We start from the raw sequence: 24,759 nt of genomic DNA on the forward strand, positions 1-24,759 counted from the left end.
AAAAGGAGTCCGAAATGGGCTCCTTTTTTCATGCAAACTCCTAAGTCCGCAATGAAATTACTTGATGAGTTAGGGTTTCATCTATTCCAAAAACTTCCAACTCGCTTTATGATCTTTTTTCAGTGGTTGACCGCTGACTTTGGCGCGAAGAATTTCCACCGGCATCGCATTCTGGCTTAGGATCAAATCATGGTATTCCTTCTCAGTCATCTTGCCCGAATCCACCATCTCCTCACGCATTGCATAGAACTCCAATGCGCCAATCATATAGGCAATCTGGTAAAGAGGACCATAACTTCCCTCAAAAGATCTGCGAACTTCCGCTTCAGCATTTGCTCGCTCATGCCCTACTTTGTCCACTAGCAAGTCAATGCATTCCTGCGGAGTCATATTTTCCAGATGATAATTCAGGGAGAAAATGATCCTTGCACATCTGTGCATTCTCCAGAATAGCATCCCCACTCTGTCTTTAGCATCTCTTGGGAAGCCTTTGTCCCAAAGAACAAATTCCCAATACAATGCCCAGCCTTCTGTCCAAAATGGCGTACCGAACATACGACGGTAAGGCATGTTCCGCTGATTCATAAACTGCTGCAGATGGTGACCAGGGATAAGTTCGTGCTGTATAGTAGCTCTGGAAAAATGTGGATTGTTGCCGCGCATACTCATCATCTTATCTTCATGGCTCATCTCCGAGGTAGGGTAAGCGATCTGTATAGACTCTCCCCCTAGGAAGAAAGGACTAACTCGTTGACGCTCTGCGGAAATCATGATCGTTCTCCAAGATTCCTTGGCCAAAGGAGGTACTGTAATCAGATCATTGTCCTCCACATAGGCCGTAGCTTCCTCAGCCAAGCGAATTACCTCTGCAGGCCATTCGCCAGCCGGTAAGTATGTTTCCTTCACCATTTCCAAGGCAGCTTTCCAATCGTCACCAAAACCAAGTTCATTGGATGCTTTGAGCATTTCTTTCTCACACCAGGCAAATTGCTTTTCTGCCTCCGCTATCAAATCCTCAGGGCTATAAGCTATCATCTCAAATGCCAATTGCTTTTCCAATGCATCTCTACCTATAGGCCTGCCAATTATCCCAGACCCATCGTCCTTTACTGAATTGGTATAATGCTCACGCAAGGCACTGGCATAAGCTTTCATGCTCTCATCCAGTTTCTCCCAAGGTTCTGGCATCCACCAAGTGAACATTGGGTCGAAATCAAAGTAATACCTGTACGCTTCACCAGTAGTTCTACTCATGCTTTCTACAGCCGACGCCGCTAGATCTGCTTTCTGCCAACTTGTATATTTAGGCGTAGAGGCTAAGTTTTTCAACTGCGAATCCACCTGTTTTGATACCTCATTCCAGCTTGCAGCTAGTTTTTGAGGTTCCGGTTTCTTTGCCCTGCGTCTGCCCTGATAGAATTCTTCCAATGGCTTCGCAAAAGCCAAAACCCCTGCAATCTCATCGAAAGAAGCTTTTTCTATAGCCAGTTCAGCAAGTTCTTTTTCTAGGTAATTACGGAAAAGTACATAGTCGATTTTCCCATCTTCAGAGAGGGAACCGTAATTCAACTTCCCTAGATCAGTCAAATAGTCTTGATTCAATTTTTGAATTCTGGAAAAATACTCATCTGTAAGAGCATTGGAATACAATCTCCTCAAGGTGCTATAATCTGCTTGATAGGTTTGAATTCTTGATTCCAACTCTGTGGCCTGAGCTAAAAAGCTGGTAAAGATAAAGAAGATTACAAAGAGGGCTTTTTTCATAATTGATTACAGCTTGGTGGTTTGTGTTCCAAAATACTAATTAAACCATAAATAACTTGAAGCGGAGAGCTAGATCTTATGGATGGTTTACATTCAATTTGATTAACTCTTAACTACTAAATTCTCATAAACTGTTCTAAAACAATTTATTAACTTGACATTGAGAACTAGCCTTTATCTTTTTATCCTCAGGCTAATTCGATTTTATATTTTTAAATTTTTCATCTTCAAAATACATATTCAATGGAGTTACTTATTAAGAACCTTTCAAAGACCTATCCAAACGGCGTTAGAGCTTTGAATGACATTTCTTTGACCATTCCTCATGGAATGTTCGGCTTGCTAGGACCAAACGGAGCAGGCAAATCCACTCTCATGCGTACGATATCTACACTGCAAGATGCAGATAGCGGCAGTATAATGCTCGATGATATCAATGTCTTGGAAGACAAACAAACCATCAGAGAACGGCTAGGATATTTGCCGCAAGATTTTGGCCTTTATCCTCGGATCAATGCAGAAGTGATGCTAGATCACATTGCCCAAATGAAAGGAATCGGCAAAAAATCTGAGCGAAAGGTCTTGGTAGAAAGTCTTTTGCAAAAAGTAAATCTCTTCAAAGACCGTAAAAAAGGACTCGGCACTTTTTCTGGGGGGATGCGTCAGCGTTTTGGGATTGCTCAGGCCTTGGTCGGTAATCCTTCACTGATTATTGTGGATGAACCTACAGCCGGGCTCGATCCATCGGAAAGAAATAGATTCTACAATCTCCTTTCAGAAATTGGGGAAAATACCATCGTAATTCTATCCACACACATCGTGGAGGATGTCAATACTCTTTGCTCCAACATGGCAATAATCTGTCAAGGCGAGGTACTGATGCAATGCAAACCAAAGGAGGGAATTGCTACTGTTCAGGGAAAAATCTATAAAAAAGCCATCAATAAAGATGAGCTTGACAGCTATAGAAATGACTATCAGGTGATCTCAACCAAACTGATCGAAGGACGGCTTAGCCTGAGAATTCAAGCAGATACTGATCCTGGGAATGGTTTTGAGGCAACGCCAGCGGATCTGGAAGACGTTTACTTTAGCAATATTTCGAAGAAAGTAGATCCTATTACTATCTAAGGTATGTTTTTAGACATCTTCATTTTTGAACTGAGATACCGGTTTAGTCGACCGGCTACATACATCTACTTTGGACTATTGCTGGTCGTAACCATGCTGCTGATCGGATTCGGAAATACTCCTGCTTCCGAAAAAGTATTTCACAATGCCCCTATTGTCATCGCGAATCTACAGCTGCTGATTTCTCTTTTTGGGATTTTGATAGCCTCTGCGGTGATGGGAGTTCCGCTTTATCGTGATTTGGAGCATAAGACGGGGACATTTCTATTCAGTTATCCCATTACCAAATTCGCCTATTTCATGGGTAGATTTTGGGGTTCTTTTGTCACGCTACTCTTTATATCCTTGGGGAGTTTGGTTGGGATCTTTTTGGGAAGCTTACTCGGCCCAACCTTTGGGACCGATGCGCTGAGATATGGGCCAAATGAACTGATGAACTACCTTCAGCCGTGGCTGACCCTCACAGTACCAAACCTTTGGTTTGCTGCAACGCTGTTCTTTGCGCTAATCGTTTTCACACGTAATATCAAATCGATCTACTCAGGCGGAATCGTAGTTTTCATCGTCTATTTGCTAGCCAATTTCCTCGCAAGCGACATAGAAAACAAAGACCTTGTCCAGCTATTGGATCCGTTTGGACTGAATACCTTTGACTTTCAAACGCGGTACCTTACACCCTTTGAGCAGAATAACTTTATTCTTCCTTTGACAGGAAACCTCCTTCTCAACAGACTGCTATGGTCAGGAATTGGACTAGTGTTTTTCATCGCAGCTTATTTCCGATTCAGCTTTAGCTATTTCTTTAAGACAGTCCAGAAAAAATCTAAGAAAGAGGAAGAGCAGGCTTTTGTTCCCAATCTTTCTCAAGTCATTTCCAAAGCCAGTTTCGCAGGTAATTATCAATGGAATAGCTTCTTGACACTCACAAAGATTGAGGTGCAAAATATCACAAAAGACATCTACTTCAGGTCTATTTTATTGGGCGGAATGGTTTTTCTAATACTGGATTTTTGGATAGGAAACACGCTTTATAGTGTACCTAATTTCCCCTCCACCTCTTTTCTGATGGAGTACAAGACCTTTGATTACAACCTCTTCGTCTTTATCATCATTGTCTTTTTCACTGGAGAAACACTCCATCGAGATAAAGCATCGGGTTATTCAGTCATCAATGATACTTTCCCGGTCAAAGACGGAGCAGTGATCGCCTCCAAATTCTCAGGGATGGCATTTGTATGCTTGCTGTTGACTACACTTCCTATTATCGTAGGCATCATTATCCAAACATTGAAAGGCTATTTCAACTATGACCTCAGCGTATATTTTGTAGACAGCTACCTTATTTCACTCCCGGATTACTTGCAGATGGTCATGCTCGTTTTTGCTGTGCATCTATTGGTGAATAATAAATTCGCAGGACATGCGACGGCTATTGGAATCTGGGTATTGATTATAGTTCTGCGAGACTTCGCCAACTATAATTTCAACCTCTTCTTTTTCTCCTACAAACCAGGTTATCGCTGGAGCGACATGAATGGCTTAGGTCATTTTGGAGAGCCTCTTTTCTGGTTTAACTTGTACTGGACAGCATTTGGGATTTTCCTGATCTTATTCTTCGGCATTTTCTTCAGCCGAGGAACGGAGAATTCTATAAAGAGCAGATTCAAAACTGCCCGGAAAAAACTGGGCAAAAAGACCACGCTCGTTTCTTATGCATTTTTACTAGTAGCGATTCTAACAGGTGCTTTTATTTACAATTCCACTGTATACAAGAATAGCTATCGTACCTCTGACGAAGGAGAAAAAAGGCAGGTAGCCTATGAAAAGCAGCTGAAGCAATATGAGTTTTTGCCTCAACCAAAAATCACCAAAGTCAATCTCAAAGCTGATCTCTATCCTCTGGAAAGAGATGCCTATTTCGAAGCTCAAATAGAACTGGTAAATAAAACCGATGTGCCAATTGATTCTGTGCATTTCAATAGCACGGGGTTGACATCATTCGAAGTTTTGTATAGGGATGCAGAATTGCCTTACAGATTCCCATTAGTTTATGAGCCAGCTAAATTTCAGATTTTTGGCAAAAAAGAAGATCGGGAATGGTATAAGATCACTGCACTTCCTCAAACATTGATGCCAGGTGACACGCTGGAATTGCTTATCAAAAGCAAAGTGATCAATGAGGAATTCCCAAATTCAGGATTTGGAAGAGAACTCGTATATAACGGCTCCTTCATCGCTGGGGGCATGCCTGAAATCGGTTATTCTTCGGATGGAGAATTGAGTAGCGATGAAAAACGCAGGGAATATGACCTTCCGGAAAAGCCAGAAGATCTTCCTCCACATGATGATCCATACGGAAGAAGTACCTTGTTGTTCTCAGATGAAGCAGATTTCATTCAATTTGAGGCTACGGTTAGCACCATCCCAAGCCAAATTGCAATAGCGCCTGGCTATCTCCAAAAAGAATGGACGGAGGGAGATCGACGATATTTTCACTATATCCAAGACACTCCAATTCAGGCATTTTTCTCTGTACTTTCTGCCGAATATGAAATTCTCAAAGATGAGGCTTCATTACCTGATGGGCAGAAAATCGATATAGAGATTTATTATAATAAGGGGCATGAGTACAATTTGGATCGCTTTGTCGAATCATATAAAGATGGACTTATCTATTACTCAGAGACCTACGGTCCATTTCAGTACAAGCAAATGCGAATCTTGGAATTCCCCCGCTACGCAGGTTTTGCGCAATCATTTCCCAATACAGTGCCTTTTAGCGAGGACTTTGGTTGGGTAGCTGATTTCTCCGACCCAAACAGCTTTGACTATGTGTATTATGTAACTGCCCATGAGCTTGCTCATCAGTGGTGGGGACATCAGATCACGCCAAATTATACACGTGGATCCAATTTGATCTCAGAAGCCCTAGCCGAATATTCAGCCTTGGTACTTACGGAAATAAAATACGGTAAAGAGAATATGAAGCGTTTCCTGAAAGATGAACTTGACGGCTATCTGCGTGGACGATCCAACGAAAGCAAAAAAGAGAATGTCTTTATCAATACAAACCGCTCCTATCAATGGTATCAAAAAGGAAGTTTGATTTTATATGGTTTGCGTGATTTGATTGGCGCAGAGGCGATTGACAGCGCCTTGTATAATTTCAATGCTGAGTTTGGCTTGAAGCTTACGCCGCCATTTCCTGGAAGTGTGGACTTATACAGACATCTAGATGCGCACACGCCAGATAGTTTGAAATACTATCTCGATGATACTTGGAATAAAATCACTTTGTATGACAACAAGGCCGAAGAAGTTACTGCTACCAAAGTTTCTGAAGGTGAATATGATGTGACTCTCAAATTAAAGTCCCAGAAGCTCTATGCCGATTCGGCTGGACAAGAATCAGATGCTGACTACGAAGGTGACTACATTGATGTAGGTATCTTCGCTGCAGATGATCAGGATGAAAATGGAAAAGACCGAGTCAATCCACTCTTTATACAAAAATATAAGATCAAACCTGGGGAGACGAGCCTTACGATCAGAGTAAAAGGCGAGCCAGCCAAAGCAGGTATCGATCCATACAATAAGCTGATAGATCGGATTCCTGATGACAATACGATTTCTGTAGAAATTGAGTAAAAAAGAGGGTCGCTTCATATGAAACGACCCTCTTTTACTATTTCTTCTTTCTCAATAGAGCTACTAGTATTAATACAAATAGCGCTCCTCCGACTACCCAAGCCCAAGGCTGTTGGTACCATTCTTTTTTTCCAACATTGATATCAATGTCCAGTCCACCATCTTGCGCAAAAGCTGCGACAGAAAAGAACATAGTCATTAGAAATAAAAATACGCTTTGCGAGTACTTTTTGATTTGATTTTGCATGGTTAGTTAGTGTTTATTTGAATCTAATATTATATGTCGCTGCTACACCTATAGTCTGAATGTCGGCAGCTGGATCGGACGTAAAGACTTGATTATAAAAAGCAAAAATATTCCAGTCGTAATTGTGATAACCTACCTGAGGACGGATATAAAATCCACCATCAGTAGCAATATCACCAGTTAGAAACGTATATCCTATATCTGTTCCAGCAAAAAAGCCAGTAGGCTGAGGATAGTATCTAAGCATTAGCCCTAGTGGAATTGCGCCGAAATCCTGAGCTCCTGCTACATCAGATTTCTTAAAGTAATTTGTGTAACCCGTCGCTACCCCAAGACCAAAATTATCAGTTCTCATAAATTGACCAGCAACATCAAGCCCGAGAGCGAAAGATGAATAATCTCCAATATCTCCCACAGGAACTCCCATATTAAGACCTACTTTCAGCCAAGAGTTGTCTTCGTTAATATCTTCAATGTCCCGTGTAGCCTGTGCATAAGTGGCAATGGCTGCCATCATTAAGGTAAGTGATAATAGTAATTTCTTCATAGTTGGTTTGTTTTCGACTGTATAGCCAAAGCGAATGCCATGAACAAAAATCACTAAACCGAAAAGCTCTTAACCACTCTTAATTAACCAATTAACAGCTTTTCACAAACCTAATACAACAAGACACAGAGGTAAAAACAACAATTATCATCACCCTACTTTGGGGAATATTCTTCTCAGTAGTACTTATTTCAAGTCTGAATTATTCCAGTTTCCGCCAGTCTTTCGGCGTCATTTCGGTCAGACTTTTAAAAGTTTTGTTGAAGTGAGATAAAGTTTGAAAACCTACTTGGTAAGAAATTTGAGAAACGCTTAAGTCTGTTTCTAAAAGCAATTTTTTAGCCTCGGTTATTCTCAACTGTTGGACATACTGAGTAAAAGTCTTTCGGGTGCGCAGTTTGAAAAATCTACAGAAGGCTTCTTTGCTCATATATGCTTGCTCGGCGACTTCCTTTAAACTAATCTGCCTGCTGCTATTGTCAAGTATAAATCTCATCACCTGATCCATTCGTCTACCATCTCGCTCTGTCATCTTTCGTGAAACAGGGATCTGATTTAAGGCCACCAAATCATCAGAATTGAAATCAAGCAGCGATAATACGTGGATGCATTGCTGTAGCCGGGTAAGACCTGAAAATTCACCAAATCGAGAAACTAAGGCAGCCACTTCATTTTTTGTCTCTCCCGTAATTTTGAAACAACCGGTGATTTTCTCATTCAGATGTGTGAGCTCAAGAAAATCTTCCACTTCCGAGAAAGCTCCCTTCATCGCTTTGAAATCGAAGAAAATAGTATTTCCAGCGATCTCAAGGTTGTTCTCTGCCTGAAAATAATCTGCATCGCTCCGAAAAACATGCGGGATACTTTCGGGTAGCAAATACACATCTCCAGGTTCAAATCTCCCGACATAATCACCAACTAGGAGCTGACCACGCCCTTCTACAATGAGTGTTAACTGGGCTTGAGGGTGTTGATGGAGGTTATTGTAAAAATGCTTTCCACGATCTTCTTGGTACTGAATAAACGTTTTGTCAGACTTTGGGATCTGAAAGGAGATTACCTTACTCATAAGCAAAAATAGGCTTGGGTTGCGATATAAATTCAATTATACTCATTTATTGATCAATATAGAACCATAATTTACTAAATCACCACTTTCAAAGATTTCTCTGATCCTCTAATTTTGAAAGAAAAAAACGATATGAACTGGAAAGGTGTATTCCCCGCTGTGACGACGAAATTCCATGCTGACGGAAGTTTGGATATGGAGCTATTTTTCAAAAACATTGACTTCCAACTGGAATCCGGCGTGCACGGGATTATCCTTGGTGGTACGTTGGGAGAGAGCTCTGTTCTTTCTCAAGAAGAAAAAATCACACTGACCCGCGAGACGGTAAACTATATTGACGGCAAAGTCCCTGTGATCCTGAATATCGCCGAAGGTGCGACTCAAGATGCACTTTTTTGGGCTGTAAAAGCCAAAGAATTGGGTGCTGCAGGTTTGATGATTTTGCCTCCAATGAGATATGCAGCTGACGCGAGAGAAGTAGTTGCCTATTTCAAAACTGTAGCAAATAGCACTGATCTTCCGATCATGATCTATAACAATCCGGTTGACTATAAGACTTTGGTGACCTTGGACATGTTTGCTGAGTTGGTAGAATGCGAAAATATCGAGGCGATCAAAGAATCTACCCGCGACATTTCCAATGTGACCCGTATGAGAAATAGATTTGGAGATCGCTTCAAATTGCTTTGCGGAGTAGATACCCTAGCCATGGAAGAATTGGTGATGGGTGCAGATGGCTGGGTAGCTGGTTTGGTTTGTGCTTTTCCGAAGGAAACTGTGACGATTTTCAACCTAGTCAACGAAGGTAAATACGATGAAGCTAGAGAAATCTACCGCTGGTTCTTACCGCTTCTAGAGCTAGACATTCATCCAAAACTCGTACAATACATCAAACTTGCCGAGCAGCACTGTGGCATTGGATCTGAGCACGTGAGAGCTCCAAGATTGACTTTGATCGGTGAAGAAAGAGAACGAGTTGAGAAAATCATTACAGACGGTTTGGCGAAAAGACCAATCTTATAAGTATCAAATAGCTAGACCTTAGTATTAATAAATCAAAACTACGAATAGCAGAACCTAAGTTTTAGATTCCTTATTTTTGGTTACGATCCTTAAGCTGGATGTTATATTTCCTTGAACTCAACCCTCACAGACATCTAACATCTGGCACCGGTCATCCGAAATTTTCCAATTTTCTAATCTTTCAATCTTTCAAACCAATGAACCTAGATCAAATTTTCAACGCAGCACAAGAAGCATTTTTATCCTACAAAAACCTCTCAGGAAATAAAAAGGCTGATTTTCTAGAAAAAATCGCTGAAATTCTGGAAGAAAATAGAAGCGCGATTGTGCTAATAGCTGTGAAAGAATCGAATCTACCAGAAGGTAGAATCAATGGTGAATTAGGTAGAACTACAGGTCAGATAAAGCTTTTTGCAAACCAACTGAGAGAAGGTTCTTGGGTGGAAGCGACTATTGATCCGGCGGATCCAACAAGGTCTCCGATGCCGAGAGCTGACATTCGTAGAATGCTTATTCCTATCGGACCCGTTGCCGTTTTCGGAGCAAGTAATTTCCCTCTAGCATTTTCCACTGCAGGAGGAGATACTATTTCCGCTTTGGCGGCAGGCTGTCCGGTGATCTATAAAGGCCATCCGGCACATCCTGGAACTTCGAAATTCGTAGCTGAGTGCATTTCTCAGGCGGTCAAAAAATCTGGTTTGCCAGAAGGAGTTTTCACACATGTAGAAGGAGGAGTGAAAATGGGGCAAGATCTCGTGAAACATCCTTTGGCAAAAGCAGTAGCCTTCACAGGATCTTATGCAGCTGGAAAATCTCTTTTCAATATCGCGAGTGATCGTGACGAACCGATTCCTGTATATGCAGAAATGGGCTCAGTTAACCCGATCTTCACTTTCCCACAGCGCTTAGGCAATGAGCTAGTTCCTATGGCTCAAAGCTATGTAGGTTCACTTACACTGGGAGCTGGGCAGTTTTGCACGAATCCAGGGCTGATTTTCGTACCAAAAGAATTGGCAGGAAGATTTGAAAATGCTGTTTCCGAAGCTTTGCAAGGAGCCGCTGGATCGCCTATGCTTCACGAAGGAATTGCTGAGTCATACTACAAAGCACTGACTGAACTTCAGCTTCGCTCAGAATTGAAATGGGTGAAAGTACCGGATGCTAAACATTTGATCAATGTAAGCCCAGCTTTGGCAGAGATCAAGGCTTCTGACTGGATCGCAGATGATCTGTTTCAGCAAGAAGTTTTCGGTTCATTTGCCTTGATGGTAGTGTATGAAAATGAAAGTGAGCTTATCGAAGTTGCCAAAAAACTTCACGGACAGCTGACAATTACACTTTGGGCGGACAACTCTGAACTGAAAGCAAACGGGGAACTGATTAACCTTTTGGAAGAAAAATGTGGTCGTTTACTATTCGCTGGAGTTCCTACAGGAGTGGAAGTTGGTTATGCTATGCAGCATGGAGGGCCTTTCCCATCCACAACGAGTGCAAACAGCACTTCAGTTGGAGCACATGCAATCAAGCGTTTTGCTAGACCAATTGCTTTCCAAGATATGCCTTCCGATTTGCTTCCGGATGCGTTGAAAGACGGAAACCCACTGAAGATTACAAGACAGGTTAACGGAAAATTCGAGAGCTAATTACGAAATACGATTTGGGATTTACGAGTTTTTATTGAACCTCAATTATAATTGATAAGGTACCTCCCGATTCCAAACACCTTACAACCTTTCTGCTTTACAACTTAATTTTCCAACCCGCCACGGCGGACAAGTTATTTCAATTTTCCAATCTTGAATTAATTCATGTCAATACGACACACTTTCTCCTGCATCGATGCACATACCTGTGGCAATCCTGTACGGGTAGTTTCGGGCGGAGTTCCCTTTTTGAAGGGGGGTAATATGCTGGAAAAGCGCCAGTATTTCTTGGATAATCTAGACTGGATCCGGACGGGACTTATGTTCGAGCCTCGAGGTCACGACATGATGTCTGGTTCAATGCTTTTTCCTCCACATGATCCGGAGAATGATGTCGCGGTGCTCTTCATAGAGACTAGCGGCTGCCTTCCGATGTGTGGGCATGGCACGATTGGTACAGTGACTATCGCGATTGAGGAAGGTTTGATTTATCCTAAAACTCCCGGAAAACTTAGACTAGAAACTCCTGCTGGGTTGGTTCTGGTGGAGTACAAGCAAGAAGGCAGAAAAGTCAAATCTGTGAAGCTGACGAATGTCAAAAGCTTTCTGGCAGCAGAAGGTTTGGAAATAGAATCGGATGAGTTAGGAAAACTCATCGTGGATGTTTCTTACGGAGGCAACTTCTATTGCATCGTAGATCCTCAGGAGAATTTCCCCGGCATAGAACATTTCAAAGCCGAGCAATTGATCTCTATGGCTCGCTCGCTTCGTCAAAAGATGAATGAAAAATACGAGTTTGTCCATCCAGAGCATCCAGCGATCAAAGGGCTTTCACATGTGCTTTGGACAGGAAAAACCCTTGATCCTACCAGTACTGCCAGAAATGCGGTTTTCTACGGAGACAAAGCTATCGACCGTTCACCGTGTGGAACAGGAACTTCTGCAAGATTGGCTCAGTGGTACGCCAAAGGGCTTTTGAAACCAGGGGAAGACTTTATACACGAAAGCTTTATTGGCTCCAAATTCATTGGTAGAATCGAGGAGGAAACTACCATTGCCGGCAAACCAGCGATCATTCCAAGCATAGAAGGCTGGGCGAAGGTTTACGGATATAACACCATCATCCTGGATGACGATGATCCTTATGTGCATGGATTCCAAGTGATTTAGTCCTTTGAGGTGTCATTATGAGCGACAAAGGAGCGAATAATCTCCTCGAAGGTCTTTTCTGAAAAGTATATATTAATTAAACCTTCGAGGTTTTATAAACCTCAAAGGTTGTGCTATAAAAAATGAAACCAACCATCATCATCGGCGGCGGAATAATCGGCCTGTTTACCGCGTATTTTCTTCAAAAGGAAGGCATTGAAGTTCAGGTTATCGATCAAGGCGATATGAAAGTGAATTGCTCCACAGGCAATGCTGGTATGATCGTACCCAGCCATATTATTCCCTTGGCTGCTCCAGGGATGATCAGCAAGGGCATTTCTTGGATGTTTTCCTCCAAAAGCCCTTTCTACATCCACCCACGTCTGGACGCAAAACTTTTGAAGTGGTGCTATCAATTCTACAAAGCTGCAAGTCCAGCCCACGTGGAGCGATCTGTTCCTGTTTTGAAAAACCTGAGTTTGCTCAGCAAGGCACTCTATCAGGAATTCAGAGATGAGCATCCTGATTCTCAGATAGCCTTGCAGGAAAAGGGATTGATGATGATCTATCAGACTGAGGCTGTGGAGAAGGAAGAAATTGAGTTTGCTAATCTTGCGAATGCGAATGGTTTGCAGGCAGATATTTTGACCCCTGAAGACATTCGTACTTTGGAGCCAAACTTAGAAGTCAAAGCACGTGGAGCAGTTCGCTTTCCGGGCGATGCACATTTGGATCCAGGAAAATTGTATGGATTTCTGAAGAGCTATTTGCAGGATAAAGGAGTGAAATTCCTGACCAACACGCAGGTGACATCTTTTGAGAAATCTGGAAAGATGGTCAAATCTGTCATTACGGACAAAGGAAAAATTGATACTGAGAAAGTAATTCTCTGTGGAGGTTCTTGGTCTGGTGAGTTAGCAGATTTATTAGGTTTCAACCTCCCGATGATGGGAGGAAAAGGCTATTCTTTCCTTCAGGAAAACAAGCCTGAAATTATGCAATCCTCGATTTTGACGGAGTCGAAAGTTGCCGTAAGTCCATATGGTGAGCAGATTCGCTTCGGTGGCACGATGGAAATCGCAGGCACTAATCAAAAAGTAAATCTCAATCGCGTAAAGGGAATATTCGAATCCATCAACCGCTTTTACCCAGAATTCGATGCGAAATTCCCTGAAGAAAGTAAAATCTGGAAAGGTCTGAGGCCTTGCTCTCCAGATGGACTTCCTTACATAGGTTTTGCACCTGGCTACTCCAATGTGATGGTGAATAGTGGACATTCCATGATGGGAGTGAGCTTGGCTCCTGCCTCAGGCAAAATCATCAGCGAACTGCATCAGCAGAAGGATACAACCTTGGAGTTGACAGGTTTTGAAGTGGGAAGGTATAGTTGAGTTTGACACCAATTCAAAGGGTTTAAAAACCGCTAACGTACTTCAACTAGCTCAGTCAGCCTAGAAATTGAATAGTTGATGAATTATCTTTAACTTAATATTGATTTTGAATGACGAAGATCCAATTATAGATTACCTCGCTGGATATCTCCACAATGAATAATTCCTTTGAATCCATTTATAAGAACAACTATGAAGACCTCTTAAAATATGGAAGAAATTTTTTAAAAAATGAGCAAGAAGCCTTCGACATACTACAGGAGATTTTCCTGAAAATTTATCAAAAAGATAAGTTTAAAAACATCTTGCATATTAAGCCATATCTTTTCAAGGCCTATAGAAATGGAATTATCGATTTCATCAATGCTAGCAAAAATCACGAATCTCTCGAAGTATTAGATCAGGTATATTATTCAAAAGAATCTTTTGAAGATGAACTGATAGCAAATGAGCGCTTTGAATCCCAGTCCGCAGATTTAAGAAATGCGATAGCTAAACTCAGCGCAAGGCAAAAGGAAATTCTTTATCTGAAATATTACCGTGGATTAAAGAATGAGGAGATATCCCAAATATTAGGCATTAATACCCAAAGCGTGAAGAACAGTTTATTTAAATCAGTTTCTAATCTCAAGGACGATCTAGGTTCTTCCTATATTCTTCTTCCTTTTTTACTTTCTCATACAATATCAACCCAATTGGTTAACTAAAAAAACCAAGTGAATTTCTCCACTTGGTTTAGTATGCTTCTCTTTTACAGGGTGATTATGGCATTATCTCTTTTAAGATATTAGCAGTTAAGCGGCCTTTTTTATTAATCAAATCAAAGCTTGTGTCATCTCCCATTTCATAGGTTATCGATTCTATGTCATAATGATTATAGAACCAATTTTTATAGACTCCATTATCAACCGAATTAACGGAATACTTCGATGTACCTGCTCCCTCGTTGAACTTGTCTAAAAACTGCTTCGAGAGAGTACCCTCCTCTTCCGTGACTAGGTAGAGAATATCATAGAAGGTAGAATGAAAATCCAAAGAGAATACGATTTCAGAATCATGGGTATTAACCAAATTATCAAAGTCCTCATAAACCTGAGAGGTTTCCGGCTGAGAGAAAATGCCCCAATCTCTGTTCATATCCATCGCGGAATCACTTGCGTTAAACCTCCAATTTCCACGGTCTACTCCATCAGGATTCATCAAAGGGTAAATAACTAATGAATACTCCTTAAGGAACTTTTTGAATTTTTTGTCCCCATTCAGATTCTCATCAATAAATGCTCTCAACCCAAAATAACCTGTGACTTCTGGAGGATGCTGCCTGCCCAGAATCATAATTACTTTGTCTAGTTTGGGATTACCTATTATCATTCTATTTATAGGATTTCCTTCAGAGGATAATCCAATTGTTTCAAGTGAAACTCTCTTGTCTGAAGTGTTTACGCTATCCATCCAAGAATAGGCCATTTTAGAACTCACAGGGTTGTTTCCACTTATCCATATAGTTTCGGATCCTGGAGGAAGAGTGATTTCCAAGAATTTTCCTTCCATCTTATAGTCTTCAAAAGCAGTCCAATTGACTTTATCCCTGCTGATTTTAGGAGCATATCTAGCATTATATCCTTCAAAACTCAGCCTCAGTTTCATAGAGGACTGATTTTCTTTCTGAATTTCAAATCCATACCAAGGGCTAGAGTTTAACTCTGGAAATTCAGGGTGTATGCTCAACTCAAATTCCTTGGTTTTCGAATTATACGCAACTTCAGATAGTCTTGAAGTGGCGTAACCCGATACAAATTGAATGCTGTCAAAATCAAAGGTTTTAGTCGGCAAAATGATATGCTGACTATACGAAAAGCTCGACAGTAAGGTGAGTGTAAGGACTACACAGGTTATTAGCGCGTTATTTTTCATTTGTAAATCCAAGTATCAACATCCATCAATTCGCCATTTTGATTTGCAATAGCCGCATTAACTTCCTCTGAATTTGTATTCTTCTCAGTAATTGTATACACTATTCTTCGAGGAATTACCAGTGAAGGGTTGAGACTAGAAGAAGCTGTAGAAGGAGGGGTAATAGCAGGAAATCCTGTTCTTCTATAGTCATTCCAAGCCTCGATAGATGAAACTCCATAGAACGACATGTATTTCTGTGTGATCAAGTTTTCTAAGTTACCTTCCAGAGAATTTTCGCTTGAGATTGTAGGTACATTAGTCAAATAGACATCAATTTCCTCCTGGTCTATTCCCATAAATTCCATACTTAAAACAATTGCTTTTCGATAATTCATGTTGGCACCCTCATGGTCTCCTTTTACCAAAGCTGCTTCCGCCAAATCAAATTGAATCTCTGAAGGAGTAATTAGTGGCTGAGGTGAGTCAAATTGAGCCCAAAATAAGTTTGGATCATTGCTGTCATAGAATAAATATTGATCATTTGACAGTTTGGTCACCTTATCAAATCGTGGATCTTCATATTCTAGCATTAAATCTACCATATACTGGCCAACCACTAGTTGTCCAGGTCTATCAAGTCCATACCCGGCTATAGGATGGGAGTTGTTGAAATTCGGATCGAAGTAGAAAGTAGGCGTATCAGCTATAGTCTCTATAATACCCGTATTAGCCAATTCATTGATTTCATCCCAAGCATCGGAGCCAGATCTTTTGGTCAACTGAACCAAATACCTGATTTTTAATGATCTAGCAGTTTTAATCCATTTAGAAACATCACCAGCAAAGATCAAATCATCAGTTCCTACAGCTCTACCTCCATTTGGTCCAGAGAGTAAGGTTATACTTTCATCTAGTAATTGTAGAATCTGATTGTAAACTACCTCCTGATTGTCGTAAGGCACTTGTATAAGCTCAGCTCCTTGAAAACCCTGAGTATAGGGTACATCTCCCCAAAAATTAGTAGCCATAGCCAGGTTTTGAGCCATAAGGACTTTTGCTACACCTTCATAGTGTGGGAAATTTTCATTTTGAGCCCTAGTAATGATGTCGTCACAATCTTTCATTGCGCCGGCATACAGACCAAATCTCCAAAATGTATCCATGGTATTTTGATCAATGATGTAATTGGAATAACCTTCAGGCTGAGCATCAACACCGGTATAGTGTTGCATAATAGCACCAGAAATCCTACCTGCTATGGCACCAATGTTTCTCGCTGTTTGCGCTTCTGCCGACGGCAGAATTAGCGCTACATCCACGTCTGACAATTTCGCTGGATCTATATTAGTATCTCCAAAATCACAAGCGAAAGCGAGTAAGACTATTGGAACGAGGAATAGAGTTCTTATATATTTCTTCATTACTTTGTTGGATTAAAATTTGACACTTAATGACGCCCCATAACTTCTAGTGTTTGGGAGATTGTAATAATCCCAGCCCGTGGCGTTTGAATCTCCACGAAGGTTGGTTTCTGGATCTACACCTGAATAATCGGTGATAAGAAGTAGGTTCCTGCCGTATACAGAGAAATTAGCACTTTGAAGTCCAATTTTTTCTAAAACAGATTGAGGCAAATCATACCCTAAGGTCAATTCACGCAGTCTAAACCAAGATCCATCTTCTATTTGGTCTTCTGCCAAACCAAGGGATCCATACTTTCTCCAAAATATTCCAGCCAAGCCACTGCTAGGATCTGCCAAACTCACAGGAGTAGTATTTACTTCACCATTTTCTGTTACACCTTCAAAAATAAAATTATCCAGATCTCTCATGTCTCCTGTTAGCTTTGATGTACCTAGGTAGTCCATGCTGCCTTTTGTACCATTCCATATATCCCCACCTTGTCTAATATCCAGCAAGAATGATAGTGAAAGGCCTTTGTAAGCCACAACGTTTCTGATACCCGCAAACCAATCAGGGTTTGGATCACCGATTATTCCCTGATCTTCATCCATTATTGGGAATCCATCAGATCCAATGATTCTTTCCCCTTCATCATTTCTTTTCCATCGAGTCCCATTCAATATTCCGAATGGCTGCCCCTCTACGTTGAGTGACTGAATTGCAGAGAAATTAGCAATATTGATATTGTCAATTCCATCTGGGAGCTCTGCGACTAGGGTTTTGTATTTGGTGAAAGTCCCATCTATACTCCACTGAAAATCACTTCTATTTATTAAGGAAAGGCCAAGAGAAATCTCAACACCTTCGTTTTCTATTCTACCTGCATTTCTCACGATAGTCCCATATCCTGTTGCAGCAGGTATTGTCAGCGCTACTACCTGATCAGTCGTATTGGATTTGTACCAAGTGAAATCAAAATCTACAATTCCATCAAAAAACTGCAAATTCGTTCCTAACTCCAAGGTAGAAGTAAGTTCGGCTTTTAGGTCTTTGTTTCCGATCTGAGCACTTCTTTCAAATGCATTGACACCAAAAGCCGGGAAATTATTACTCCCTAACAAAGGATCTCCACCTACCTCAGCATTCACATAATATGTGCCTGTAGAATAGATCGGGGCATCATTTCCCACGTAACCAAACGAAGCTCTTAATTTGGCATAGGAAAGGAATGGATTTTCTTTAATATGAAACGCGTCCATCAACTCCAATCCCGTGCTTATAGTAGGGTAGAAAAATGAGTTATTATCCTCTGGCAATGTAGAGGACCAATCATTTCTACCGGTTAGATTAATGAATAAAAATCCTTTATAGTTAAATCTAAAGTCACCAAACACACCATATACTTTTCTCCTATCTATATATTGAGAGGCAAAAATTGTAGAAGCATTAGAGATATTGAGGAAATCCGGTACTAGCAAATCAATACCTTCTGCTGATTGTGATAGATATTCACTTGAGAAATAATTATGCCCCAGTGTAGCATTCATGGTCCAGTTTTGACCTAATTCTTTATCAATTAAAATCAAAAAGTCAGAATTGAGATTGGTGCTTTTGGCTATACTCTGCTGCACATTTCCGTTGGGATTGGAAGAACTGTTGATATCCCATCCAAAATTCCGTTCATCTGAATAGGTATCCAAGCCTAGTTTATATGAAAATGTCAACCAATCGTTCACAGCATATTTCAAACTAGTATTTCCAATGATTCGATTTACATCATCTACATAAGGAATTTTATTTAGTGACCAGAAAGGGTTGTCATAGTTTCCATTACCTCTATATGATCTCTGTTCCCCGTTTGGTAGCATATAACTGCTCTCGTTACTAGCAGCATCTCTACCAGTCAGTCCATTTCCGATATCAAAGGAAGGAGGATTTCTAAAAACCCCAGAGGTCACTCCCCCAATATTGGATCCACGTTGAATTCTATAGCCTCCTGAATTTATATAGTTTGCCGAAAATCCTAACTCAAGCTTTTCAGTCAGCTTCGCATTGAAATTCCCCTTCAAAGAAGTCCTCTGAAAGTCAGCATTAGGCACAATCCCTGTCTGATATAATTTCCCAGCAGAAAAATAATAGGTAACAACCTCAGTTCCACCTGAAACATTGAGGTTATTGTCAGTGGTAATCCCCTTTACAAATAGAGCATCATATGCATCATAAGAATTTGCTGCCTGTCCATTGCCTGTCCCTTTAGCGACTAAACGTCCATTTTGATCATATGGATAATCAGTTGCGCCGTCAAATTCCAAATCACTTAATAAAGGGCCCCAGGAATTCGCTTCGCCTGTTTCTGGACCTCTATAATTGAAAGTACCTCCTGAAGGTCTTCCTTGGCTATACAATCGCTGTCCTTCCGGAAGTTTATTTACTTCATTTACAGAGAAGGTAGTATTGAACCCTACAGAAGCTTTCCCCACCTGGCCTCTTTTGGTAGTGATGATCACCGCTCCGTTAGCAGCTCTGATACCATATAATGCAGTAGCAGCCGGGCCTTTCAGAATACTCATATCCTTTATGTCATTAGGATTAATATCTATTGCACGGTTTGAATTATCAACTCCAGCTGTCCCATTCCCAGAAGAGGAATTATCAATAGGCACCCCATCTACCACAAAAAGTGGCTGATTATTCCCTCTCAAAGATTTATTCCCTCTGATTCTAATATTGGCAGATGCTCCAGGAGAACCAGACGCTGAGGTAATCATCACGCCAGCCACTTTACCAGAGATTGCACTTACTAGATTGGTTTCATTGGATTTTGTAATTGCATCTGTATCTAGGTTGTCAATTGAATAACCTAACTCACGTTTATTTGCTTCCAAACCTATCGCAGTCACTACCACTCCATCTAGATCACTTATTCTTTGCTTTAAAAGAACCACGATCTTTTCCGAAGAAGTTGCATCTATTTCTTTAGGGATATACCCTGCATATGAGACAACCAATTTGACTGCATCTCCAGAGGCTTCCAATTGGAAGTTCCCATCTAAATCCGTCACCGCTCCAGAAGTTGTTCCTTTCACTAAAATGGTTGCTCCTATCAGAGGCTCATTTGTATCAAAATCCAAAACCTGCCCTGAGAATTCTCCAAAAGCTTCGGTATCAACCTTCTTAATAGCATAATTGTCTGCTGATATTTTCGTTGCTGAATAACCCAGAGAGTTCAACTCATTGAAAAGATCCTTCAATTTGTAATTTGGAGAATTGACGTAGCGAATATTCTTAATCCACTCATCGTTTTCAAAATAGAAGTTCACTCCAAATTTTTGTTCGATCTCAGCCAATTTCGCCATGGGCTCGATACTTCTCCAAGACCCATTGCCTGTCGCTAAGGCCAAGCTTGAAGTTTGATCCACCTGCCTTGCAAAAGTAGACTCACAAATACTTACGAGTAAAAAAACTGCGAAAGCATTACGTGGCCAACTAGATAGTTTGTAGAGGTATTTCATAAATCTTTCATTTTATTGGTGGTTAATAGTTATTAGGTTTTGTTCGTATTCTATAGACAAGTTCAAGGTTGTCTCCAAAATGTTTATCAAAAGCTGGATATCGTCTATTGGAAAATCTCCAGTCAAGGTTTTATTTCTTAGGTCTTCTGATTCGAATTTCACTTCTATATTATAATACCTACTAATCAAATCTGCCACCTTATTCAGCGAATCATCTTTCAGATATATCTTACCATTCAACCAAGCGAACTCCCTCAATAGGTTGACATCATCTACTATCAATTTCTTAGCACCAGGCAATAATTCTGCAGATTGTCCAGGTGTCAATAGTAATTTTTCACCTCCGACCACTGTGGAAACTTCTACTGAACCTTCCCGCAAGACCACTTTATCAGACTCTTCAAGCGATTCTACCAGAAATTGAGTGCCTAGAACTTTTACATTCATATCATCCAATGACACCTGGAAATCAGAAGCATCGGCCATTTTCTCAACATTAAAATAAGCCTTACCCATCTCCAAGTAGACCTTTCTTGAGCTGTTCATATCACTGGTGTCAATTCGGACTCTTGAATTTGGAAATAGTTTTATCTCCGAATTGTCTTTAAGATGATAGTCTTTAGTTTCTCCAAATCCTGTTTCTAATGTGATGAATGTTGCCTCTTGAACTGGATCGTTATAAAGTGTTCCGATTACTATCAGAATAATTATAGAAATACTAGCTGCTAATCCAATCAATGGTTTCCAACTAGTAAAAGACTTTTTTTCCTTTTGTAATCTAGTTTCTAAATCTAAGTAGCCTTCCTCGGCTGGTATTTTTAGAGGCACTTCATTATTCTTATTCCAGCTCTTCGCTATGCTTAATGCACTTTTGAATACCTCTTCATTAATACGCCCCTTACTAATTTCATTCTGAAAGTAGGCGTCTGTATTTTCATTTGGATCAAACACATGTTGGACGAATAATTCATTCGTCAAAAGCTCATAAACATGTGAATTATATTGATTTTTTGCCATACAGTAGGATCACCGCTTTTTAAGTAAAAAGTACTCTACAATTTTAGAAAAAAATATTAAACGAATCACCTTTAAACCTTATCTATCTGAATATCAGATAGATTAATCTTTCGATTCATAATGATTTAAATAGAATATCATGAACTATTCGAAAGCAAGAGTAACCACGATTATTGGTGAAATTTTCCCGCCATTTGATTAAATTGCTTTAATGAAATCAGAGGAAAAAGATCTTGTGTATGAGCCGTTTACAGAATATGGAGTGTATTCTTATGCGGACTACCTGACTTGGGAAATCGATGAAATGGTTGAACTCATCAAGGGAAAGGTGTTTCGTTCTGCTGCGGCAGCGCCTAGCATGAAGCATCAGCAAATCGTGTTGCGATTAGGATCAGAGCTTTTACAGTTTCTTGATAAGAAAAATTGCAAGGTATTTATCGCCCCTTTTGACGTGAGATTCCCCATCAAATCCAAAAAGAACGAGGAGATTTTTACAGTGGTTCAGCCAGATGTCTGCGTAGTTTGTGATCGGACTAAATTGGATGATGCTGGATGTATTGGCGCGCCAGATTTAATCGTTGAAGTACTTTCTCCGGGAAACAATAAGAAAGAATTACGGAACAAGTACGAAGTTTATGAGGAGTCAGGTGTTAAGGAATACTGGGTAATTCAGCCAGACCAGGAGACTTTACTCATTTATACACTTACTGATGGGAAATACGTACCATCCCGACTTTTTACCCATGGTGATATTGTCAAATCTGAATGTATCGCTGGATTTGATGTTGATCTGGAAGAGTTTTTTGAGAAGATAGATTAGAAAAACATAAAAAAATCCTGCTTCACCGGAAGCAGGATCACTAGTTACTAGCTATAAGATCAATCTATCAAGTCGTATAAACCGAGTTGAACATTACATAATCCGTCGTCAAATCAGATCCCCAACCAATACCTTCTTCGTCTCCCGTGTTAAGCTCAAGCTTCACTCGGATATGAGATTCACGAAGCAATTTTTTCATATAGGATTTCTCAAACTGCACAGGGTTTCCCTTGTCCAGCACCTGCACCAAATGGTTTTGATCACCGATGAAGAGATTCACTTTTTTGTAATTAAATGAAACCCCTGCATTTCCAGCCGCAGCAATGATTCTTCCCCAGTTTGGATCACGTCCAAACATTGCCGTTTTAACTAATGTAGAATCTGAAATCGCTCGAATTATAGTTCTTGCGATAGCTTCAGTCCTCGCGTGAGTCACCTTATATTCTATAAACTTGGAAGCTCCTTCTCCATCTGAAACAATCAACTTAGCCAGATGAGTCAAGATCCCCAACAATTTCTCTTGAAAAACCGCATAGCCTGGATCTTCCTTGCTATTCACTTTTCTGTTGCCTGCCAATCCATTCGCCATTACGGCCACCATATCATTCGTAGAAGTATCTCCATCCACGGTGATCATGTTGAAAGAACGATCTACGCAATAAGAAACTGCTTCTTGGAGAAGTTTCTCATCGATGTTGAAGTCGGTTACCACAAAAGCCAACATGGTAGCCATATTTGGATGGATCATTCCCGAGCCTTTAGCAACCCCACCCATATTGATGCGCACGCCATCGTACTCAAAATCAATAAACCCTTCCTTGGCAAAAGTATCTGTTGTCAAAATCGCATTGGCAACAAATGAACCTGCTTTGATCTCATCACTAAGCTTTGGAATATTCACCTTCAGGCCTTCAACTACATCGTCGGTAGGAAATTCCACGCCGATTATACCTGTAGAAGCTACAATCACATCATCTTCAGGAATTCCCAAAGCCTCAGCTGCAGTTCGAACCATCGCCTCAGCGCCTTCTCGACCTTGATCTCCTGTACAGGCATTTGCATTACCCGCATTACAGATAATTACCTGGGCACGGTTGTTTGCTAAATGTTTCTCGGTGATTTTGATAGGCTCAGCTCGAACTTTATTCTGAGTCAAAGTGCCTGCAGCTGCTGCTGGAACTTCAGAATATATAATTGCCAAATCCCGTTTCATGGATTTTACCCCTGTATGCGCACCCCAGCATTTAATGCCGCGTACGTTCGTAATATTTTTGATCATCTTTTTCTTTTTTAGTTTAAGGTAAATCCGCAATTACATCATTAGATGATAGAGTGGATTAGTTAGATGCTAAACACTTGAATTGAGGCCACTTCAGTCATCTGTTATCGGTCTTCCGACCTGATAAGCAAAGAAAATAAAGATACTGGCATCAATCACAATGGGAAATCACATCAAGGTTTTAATGGCACTTGGTTCAACCCTTCTGCCTCTGACAAACCAAACATTAAATTCATATTGTGAACCGCCTGACTAGCGGCGCCTTTTAGCAAGTTATCGATTGCTGAGACAACAATCACACGCTCGGTTCTTGCATCCCAAACAGGGAACACATCGCAAAAATGACTTCCACGAACATCTTTGATTCCAGGTGATTGATTTCTCAATCTTACAAATGGCTTATCTTGATAAAACTCCCGATAGATCTCAGTTAATTTTTCCTGATTCATCTCACCCTTGATTTTGGCATAAGCCGTCACCAGAATCCCCCTATCTACAGGAAGTAGATGCGGAGTAAACTGAACGGTGGTATGACTCCCTGCCAAGCCTCCTAGTTGCTCCTCGATCTCAATCGTATGTCTGTGGCCAGCTATACCATAGGCTTTGAAATTCTCATTTACATTAGAGAAATGCGTAGTGGCACTCGCTTTAATTCCTGCTCCTGTAAGACCTGACTTAGCATCAATGATCAGAGATTTTTCTTCTATTAGCTGCTTCGCAAAAAGCGGAGCCATGCTCAAAATGGATGCGGTAGGAAAGCAGCCTGGATTTGCAACGAGGCTTGCTGACTTAATTTTATCTGCAAAAAGCTCTGGCAAACCATAAACAGCCATAGCAAATCCTTCTGGATAGCTATGTTTTTTGTTGTACCATTCTTCGTAAACTTCCTTGGTGGAAAGTCTAAAATCTCCCGAAAGGTCAATAATTTTTGCTCCTGAATCTTTCCATTTTGCCACAAAATCCATGGAAACACCATGAGGCAAAGCCAGGAAAATAACATCTAGATTTTGCTTATTTACCTCTTCAGCACTTACCAGAGGAATATCTAATCTATCTACAAATTGCGGGTGCAAGTCAGAAAAAGGCTTACCCACATGTGACTCAGAAGTGATCATTTCTATGGATACTCCTTCGTGATTGAGAAGTAATCTCGCCAACTCAGAACCTGTAAATCCAGATGCTCCGACTATGGCTACTTTTAATTTTTGATTGCTCATGC

General features: G+C 40.7%; 18 protein-coding genes. 8 read left to right on the forward strand and 10 right to left on the reverse strand.

Annotation, left to right across the window (positions count from 1 at the left end):
• Nucleotides 1-81 precede the first annotated feature (81 nt).
• The gene (locus LV85_RS09765) at nt 82-1,764 is read right to left on the reverse strand and encodes a DUF885 family protein (protein ID WP_111318807.1); all 1,683 of its coding nucleotides are present in this window, start codon (nt 1,762-1,764) and stop codon (nt 82-84) included.
• 243 nt (nt 1,765-2,007) lie between these two features.
• On the opposite strand from LV85_RS09765, the gene LV85_RS09770 reads away from it, so the two are divergent.
• Complete coding sequence (locus LV85_RS09770; RefSeq protein WP_111318809.1) at nt 2,008-2,895, forward strand: ABC transporter ATP-binding protein; 888 nt, start codon at nt 2,008-2,010, stop codon at nt 2,893-2,895.
• Nucleotides 2,896-2,898: 3 nt separating this feature from the next.
• Nucleotides 2,899-6,543, forward strand: a complete 3,645-nt coding sequence (locus tag LV85_RS09775; RefSeq protein WP_111318811.1) for an ABC transporter permease/M1 family aminopeptidase — start codon at nt 2,899-2,901, stop codon at nt 6,541-6,543.
• Between the two features lie 37 nt (nt 6,544-6,580).
• Here LV85_RS09775 and LV85_RS09780 read toward each other — a convergent pair whose 3' ends face one another.
• The 3 genes from LV85_RS09780 to LV85_RS09790 form a co-directional block, all read right to left on the reverse strand.
• Complete coding sequence (locus LV85_RS09780) at nt 6,581-6,790, reverse strand: hypothetical protein (protein ID WP_111318813.1); 210 nt, start codon at nt 6,788-6,790, stop codon at nt 6,581-6,583.
• A gap of 13 nt (nt 6,791-6,803) precedes the next feature.
• On the reverse strand, nt 6,804-7,337 hold the full coding sequence (locus tag LV85_RS09785) for a hypothetical protein (protein ID WP_111318815.1): 534 nt from the start codon (nt 7,335-7,337) through the stop codon (nt 6,804-6,806).
• A gap of 202 nt (nt 7,338-7,539) precedes the next feature.
• Complete coding sequence (locus LV85_RS09790) at nt 7,540-8,406, reverse strand: AraC family transcriptional regulator (protein ID WP_111318817.1); 867 nt, start codon at nt 8,404-8,406, stop codon at nt 7,540-7,542.
• Nucleotides 8,407-8,538: 132 nt separating this feature from the next.
• Between LV85_RS09790 and LV85_RS09795 the strand changes: the two genes are divergently transcribed.
• The 5 genes from LV85_RS09795 (at nt 8,539) to LV85_RS09815 (ending at nt 14,319) form a co-directional block, all read left to right on the forward strand.
• Nucleotides 8,539-9,429, forward strand: coding sequence for a dihydrodipicolinate synthase family protein (locus LV85_RS09795; protein WP_111318819.1), 891 nt, complete (start codon nt 8,539-8,541; stop codon nt 9,427-9,429).
• A gap of 197 nt (nt 9,430-9,626) precedes the next feature.
• On the forward strand, nt 9,627-11,072 hold the full coding sequence (locus LV85_RS09800) for an aldehyde dehydrogenase (NADP(+)) (RefSeq protein WP_111318957.1): 1,446 nt from the start codon (nt 9,627-9,629) through the stop codon (nt 11,070-11,072).
• 171 nt (nt 11,073-11,243) lie between these two features.
• Nucleotides 11,244-12,242 carry a 4-hydroxyproline epimerase gene (locus tag LV85_RS09805; RefSeq protein ID WP_111318959.1) on the forward strand — a complete coding sequence of 333 codons (999 nt, stop codon included), beginning with the start codon at nt 11,244-11,246 and terminating at the stop codon, nt 12,240-12,242.
• 122 nt (nt 12,243-12,364) lie between these two features.
• Nucleotides 12,365-13,612 (forward strand): NAD(P)/FAD-dependent oxidoreductase, encoded by a 1,248-nt coding sequence (locus LV85_RS09810; protein ID WP_111318821.1) that lies wholly within the window; start codon nt 12,365-12,367, stop codon nt 13,610-13,612.
• A gap of 155 nt (nt 13,613-13,767) precedes the next feature.
• Nucleotides 13,768-14,319, forward strand: coding sequence for an RNA polymerase sigma factor (locus tag LV85_RS09815; protein WP_111318823.1), 552 nt, complete (start codon nt 13,768-13,770; stop codon nt 14,317-14,319).
• Nucleotides 14,320-14,374: 55 nt separating this feature from the next.
• On the opposite strand, the gene LV85_RS09820 is transcribed toward LV85_RS09815, so the two are convergent.
• Genes LV85_RS09820 through LV85_RS09835 form a run of 4 tightly spaced genes read right to left on the reverse strand, consistent with a single transcriptional unit; the run spans nt 14,375 to nt 21,441 of the window.
• The gene (locus tag LV85_RS09820) at nt 14,375-15,526 is read right to left on the reverse strand and encodes a M14 family metallopeptidase (protein ID WP_111318825.1); all 1,152 of its coding nucleotides are present in this window, start codon (nt 15,524-15,526) and stop codon (nt 14,375-14,377) included.
• Nucleotides 15,523-16,929 (reverse strand): SusD/RagB family nutrient-binding outer membrane lipoprotein, encoded by a 1,407-nt coding sequence (locus LV85_RS09825; protein ID WP_111318827.1) that lies wholly within the window; start codon nt 16,927-16,929, stop codon nt 15,523-15,525. Before LV85_RS09825 ends, LV85_RS09820 begins: the two co-directional genes overlap by 4 nt.
• Nucleotides 16,930-16,941: 12 nt before the next feature.
• Nucleotides 16,942-20,424, reverse strand: coding sequence for a SusC/RagA family TonB-linked outer membrane protein (locus LV85_RS09830; RefSeq protein ID WP_111318829.1), 3,483 nt, complete (start codon nt 20,422-20,424; stop codon nt 16,942-16,944).
• 12 nt (nt 20,425-20,436) lie between these two features.
• On the reverse strand, nt 20,437-21,441 hold the full coding sequence (locus tag LV85_RS09835) for a FecR family protein (protein ID WP_111318831.1): 1,005 nt from the start codon (nt 21,439-21,441) through the stop codon (nt 20,437-20,439).
• A 211-nt stretch (nt 21,442-21,652) separates the two neighbouring features.
• Between LV85_RS09835 and LV85_RS09840 the strand changes: the two genes are divergently transcribed.
• Nucleotides 21,653-22,261 carry a Uma2 family endonuclease gene (locus tag LV85_RS09840; RefSeq protein ID WP_111318833.1) on the forward strand — a complete coding sequence of 203 codons (609 nt, stop codon included), beginning with the start codon at nt 21,653-21,655 and terminating at the stop codon, nt 22,259-22,261.
• A 67-nt stretch (nt 22,262-22,328) separates the two neighbouring features.
• On the opposite strand, the gene argJ is transcribed toward LV85_RS09840, so the two are convergent.
• Nucleotides 22,329-23,540 (reverse strand): bifunctional glutamate N-acetyltransferase/amino-acid acetyltransferase ArgJ, encoded by a 1,212-nt coding sequence (gene argJ / locus LV85_RS09845; protein WP_111318835.1) that lies wholly within the window; start codon nt 23,538-23,540, stop codon nt 22,329-22,331.
• Nucleotides 23,541-23,713: 173 nt separating this feature from the next.
• Nucleotides 23,714-24,757 (reverse strand): N-acetyl-gamma-glutamyl-phosphate reductase, encoded by a 1,044-nt coding sequence (argC, locus tag LV85_RS09850; RefSeq protein ID WP_111318837.1) that lies wholly within the window; start codon nt 24,755-24,757, stop codon nt 23,714-23,716.
• Nucleotides 24,758-24,759: the final 2 nt, after the last annotated feature.

The organism is Algoriphagus chordae, assembly GCF_003254055.1.
Lineage (GTDB): Bacteria > Bacteroidota > Bacteroidia > Cytophagales > Cyclobacteriaceae > Algoriphagus > Algoriphagus chordae.

What these genes read in the sequence shown, in the direction of transcription:
- LV85_RS09765 (WP_111318807.1), bottom strand. Translation starts at nt 1,764, where the DNA reads ATGAAAAAAGCCCTCTTTGTAATCTTCTTTATCTTTACCAGCTTTTTA.
- LV85_RS09770 (WP_111318809.1), top strand. Translation starts at nt 2,008, where the DNA reads ATGGAGTTACTTATTAAGAACCTTTCAAAGACCTATCCAAACGGCGTT.
- LV85_RS09775 (WP_111318811.1), top strand. Translation starts at nt 2,899, where the DNA reads ATGTTTTTAGACATCTTCATTTTTGAACTGAGATACCGGTTTAGTCGA.
- LV85_RS09780 (WP_111318813.1), bottom strand. Translation starts at nt 6,790, where the DNA reads ATGCAAAATCAAATCAAAAAGTACTCGCAAAGCGTATTTTTATTTCTA.
- LV85_RS09785 (WP_111318815.1), bottom strand. Translation starts at nt 7,337, where the DNA reads ATGAAGAAATTACTATTATCACTTACCTTAATGATGGCAGCCATTGCC.
- LV85_RS09790 (WP_111318817.1), bottom strand. Translation starts at nt 8,406, where the DNA reads ATGAGTAAGGTAATCTCCTTTCAGATCCCAAAGTCTGACAAAACGTTT.
- LV85_RS09795 (WP_111318819.1), top strand. Translation starts at nt 8,539, where the DNA reads ATGAACTGGAAAGGTGTATTCCCCGCTGTGACGACGAAATTCCATGCT.
- LV85_RS09800 (WP_111318957.1), top strand. Translation starts at nt 9,627, where the DNA reads ATGAACCTAGATCAAATTTTCAACGCAGCACAAGAAGCATTTTTATCC.
- LV85_RS09810 (WP_111318821.1), top strand. Translation starts at nt 12,365, where the DNA reads ATGAAACCAACCATCATCATCGGCGGCGGAATAATCGGCCTGTTTACC.
- LV85_RS09815 (WP_111318823.1), top strand. Translation starts at nt 13,768, where the DNA reads ATGAATAATTCCTTTGAATCCATTTATAAGAACAACTATGAAGACCTC.
- LV85_RS09820 (WP_111318825.1), bottom strand. Translation starts at nt 15,526, where the DNA reads ATGAAAAATAACGCGCTAATAACCTGTGTAGTCCTTACACTCACCTTA.
- LV85_RS09825 (WP_111318827.1), bottom strand. Translation starts at nt 16,929, where the DNA reads ATGAAGAAATATATAAGAACTCTATTCCTCGTTCCAATAGTCTTACTC.
- LV85_RS09830 (WP_111318829.1), bottom strand. Translation starts at nt 20,424, where the DNA reads ATGAAATACCTCTACAAACTATCTAGTTGGCCACGTAATGCTTTCGCA.
- LV85_RS09835 (WP_111318831.1), bottom strand. Translation starts at nt 21,441, where the DNA reads ATGGCAAAAAATCAATATAATTCACATGTTTATGAGCTTTTGACGAAT.
- LV85_RS09840 (WP_111318833.1), top strand. Translation starts at nt 21,653, where the DNA reads ATGAAATCAGAGGAAAAAGATCTTGTGTATGAGCCGTTTACAGAATAT.
- argJ (WP_111318835.1), bottom strand. Translation starts at nt 23,540, where the DNA reads ATGATCAAAAATATTACGAACGTACGCGGCATTAAATGCTGGGGTGCG.
- argC (WP_111318837.1), bottom strand. Translation starts at nt 24,757, where the DNA reads ATGAGCAATCAAAAATTAAAAGTAGCCATAGTCGGAGCATCTGGATTT.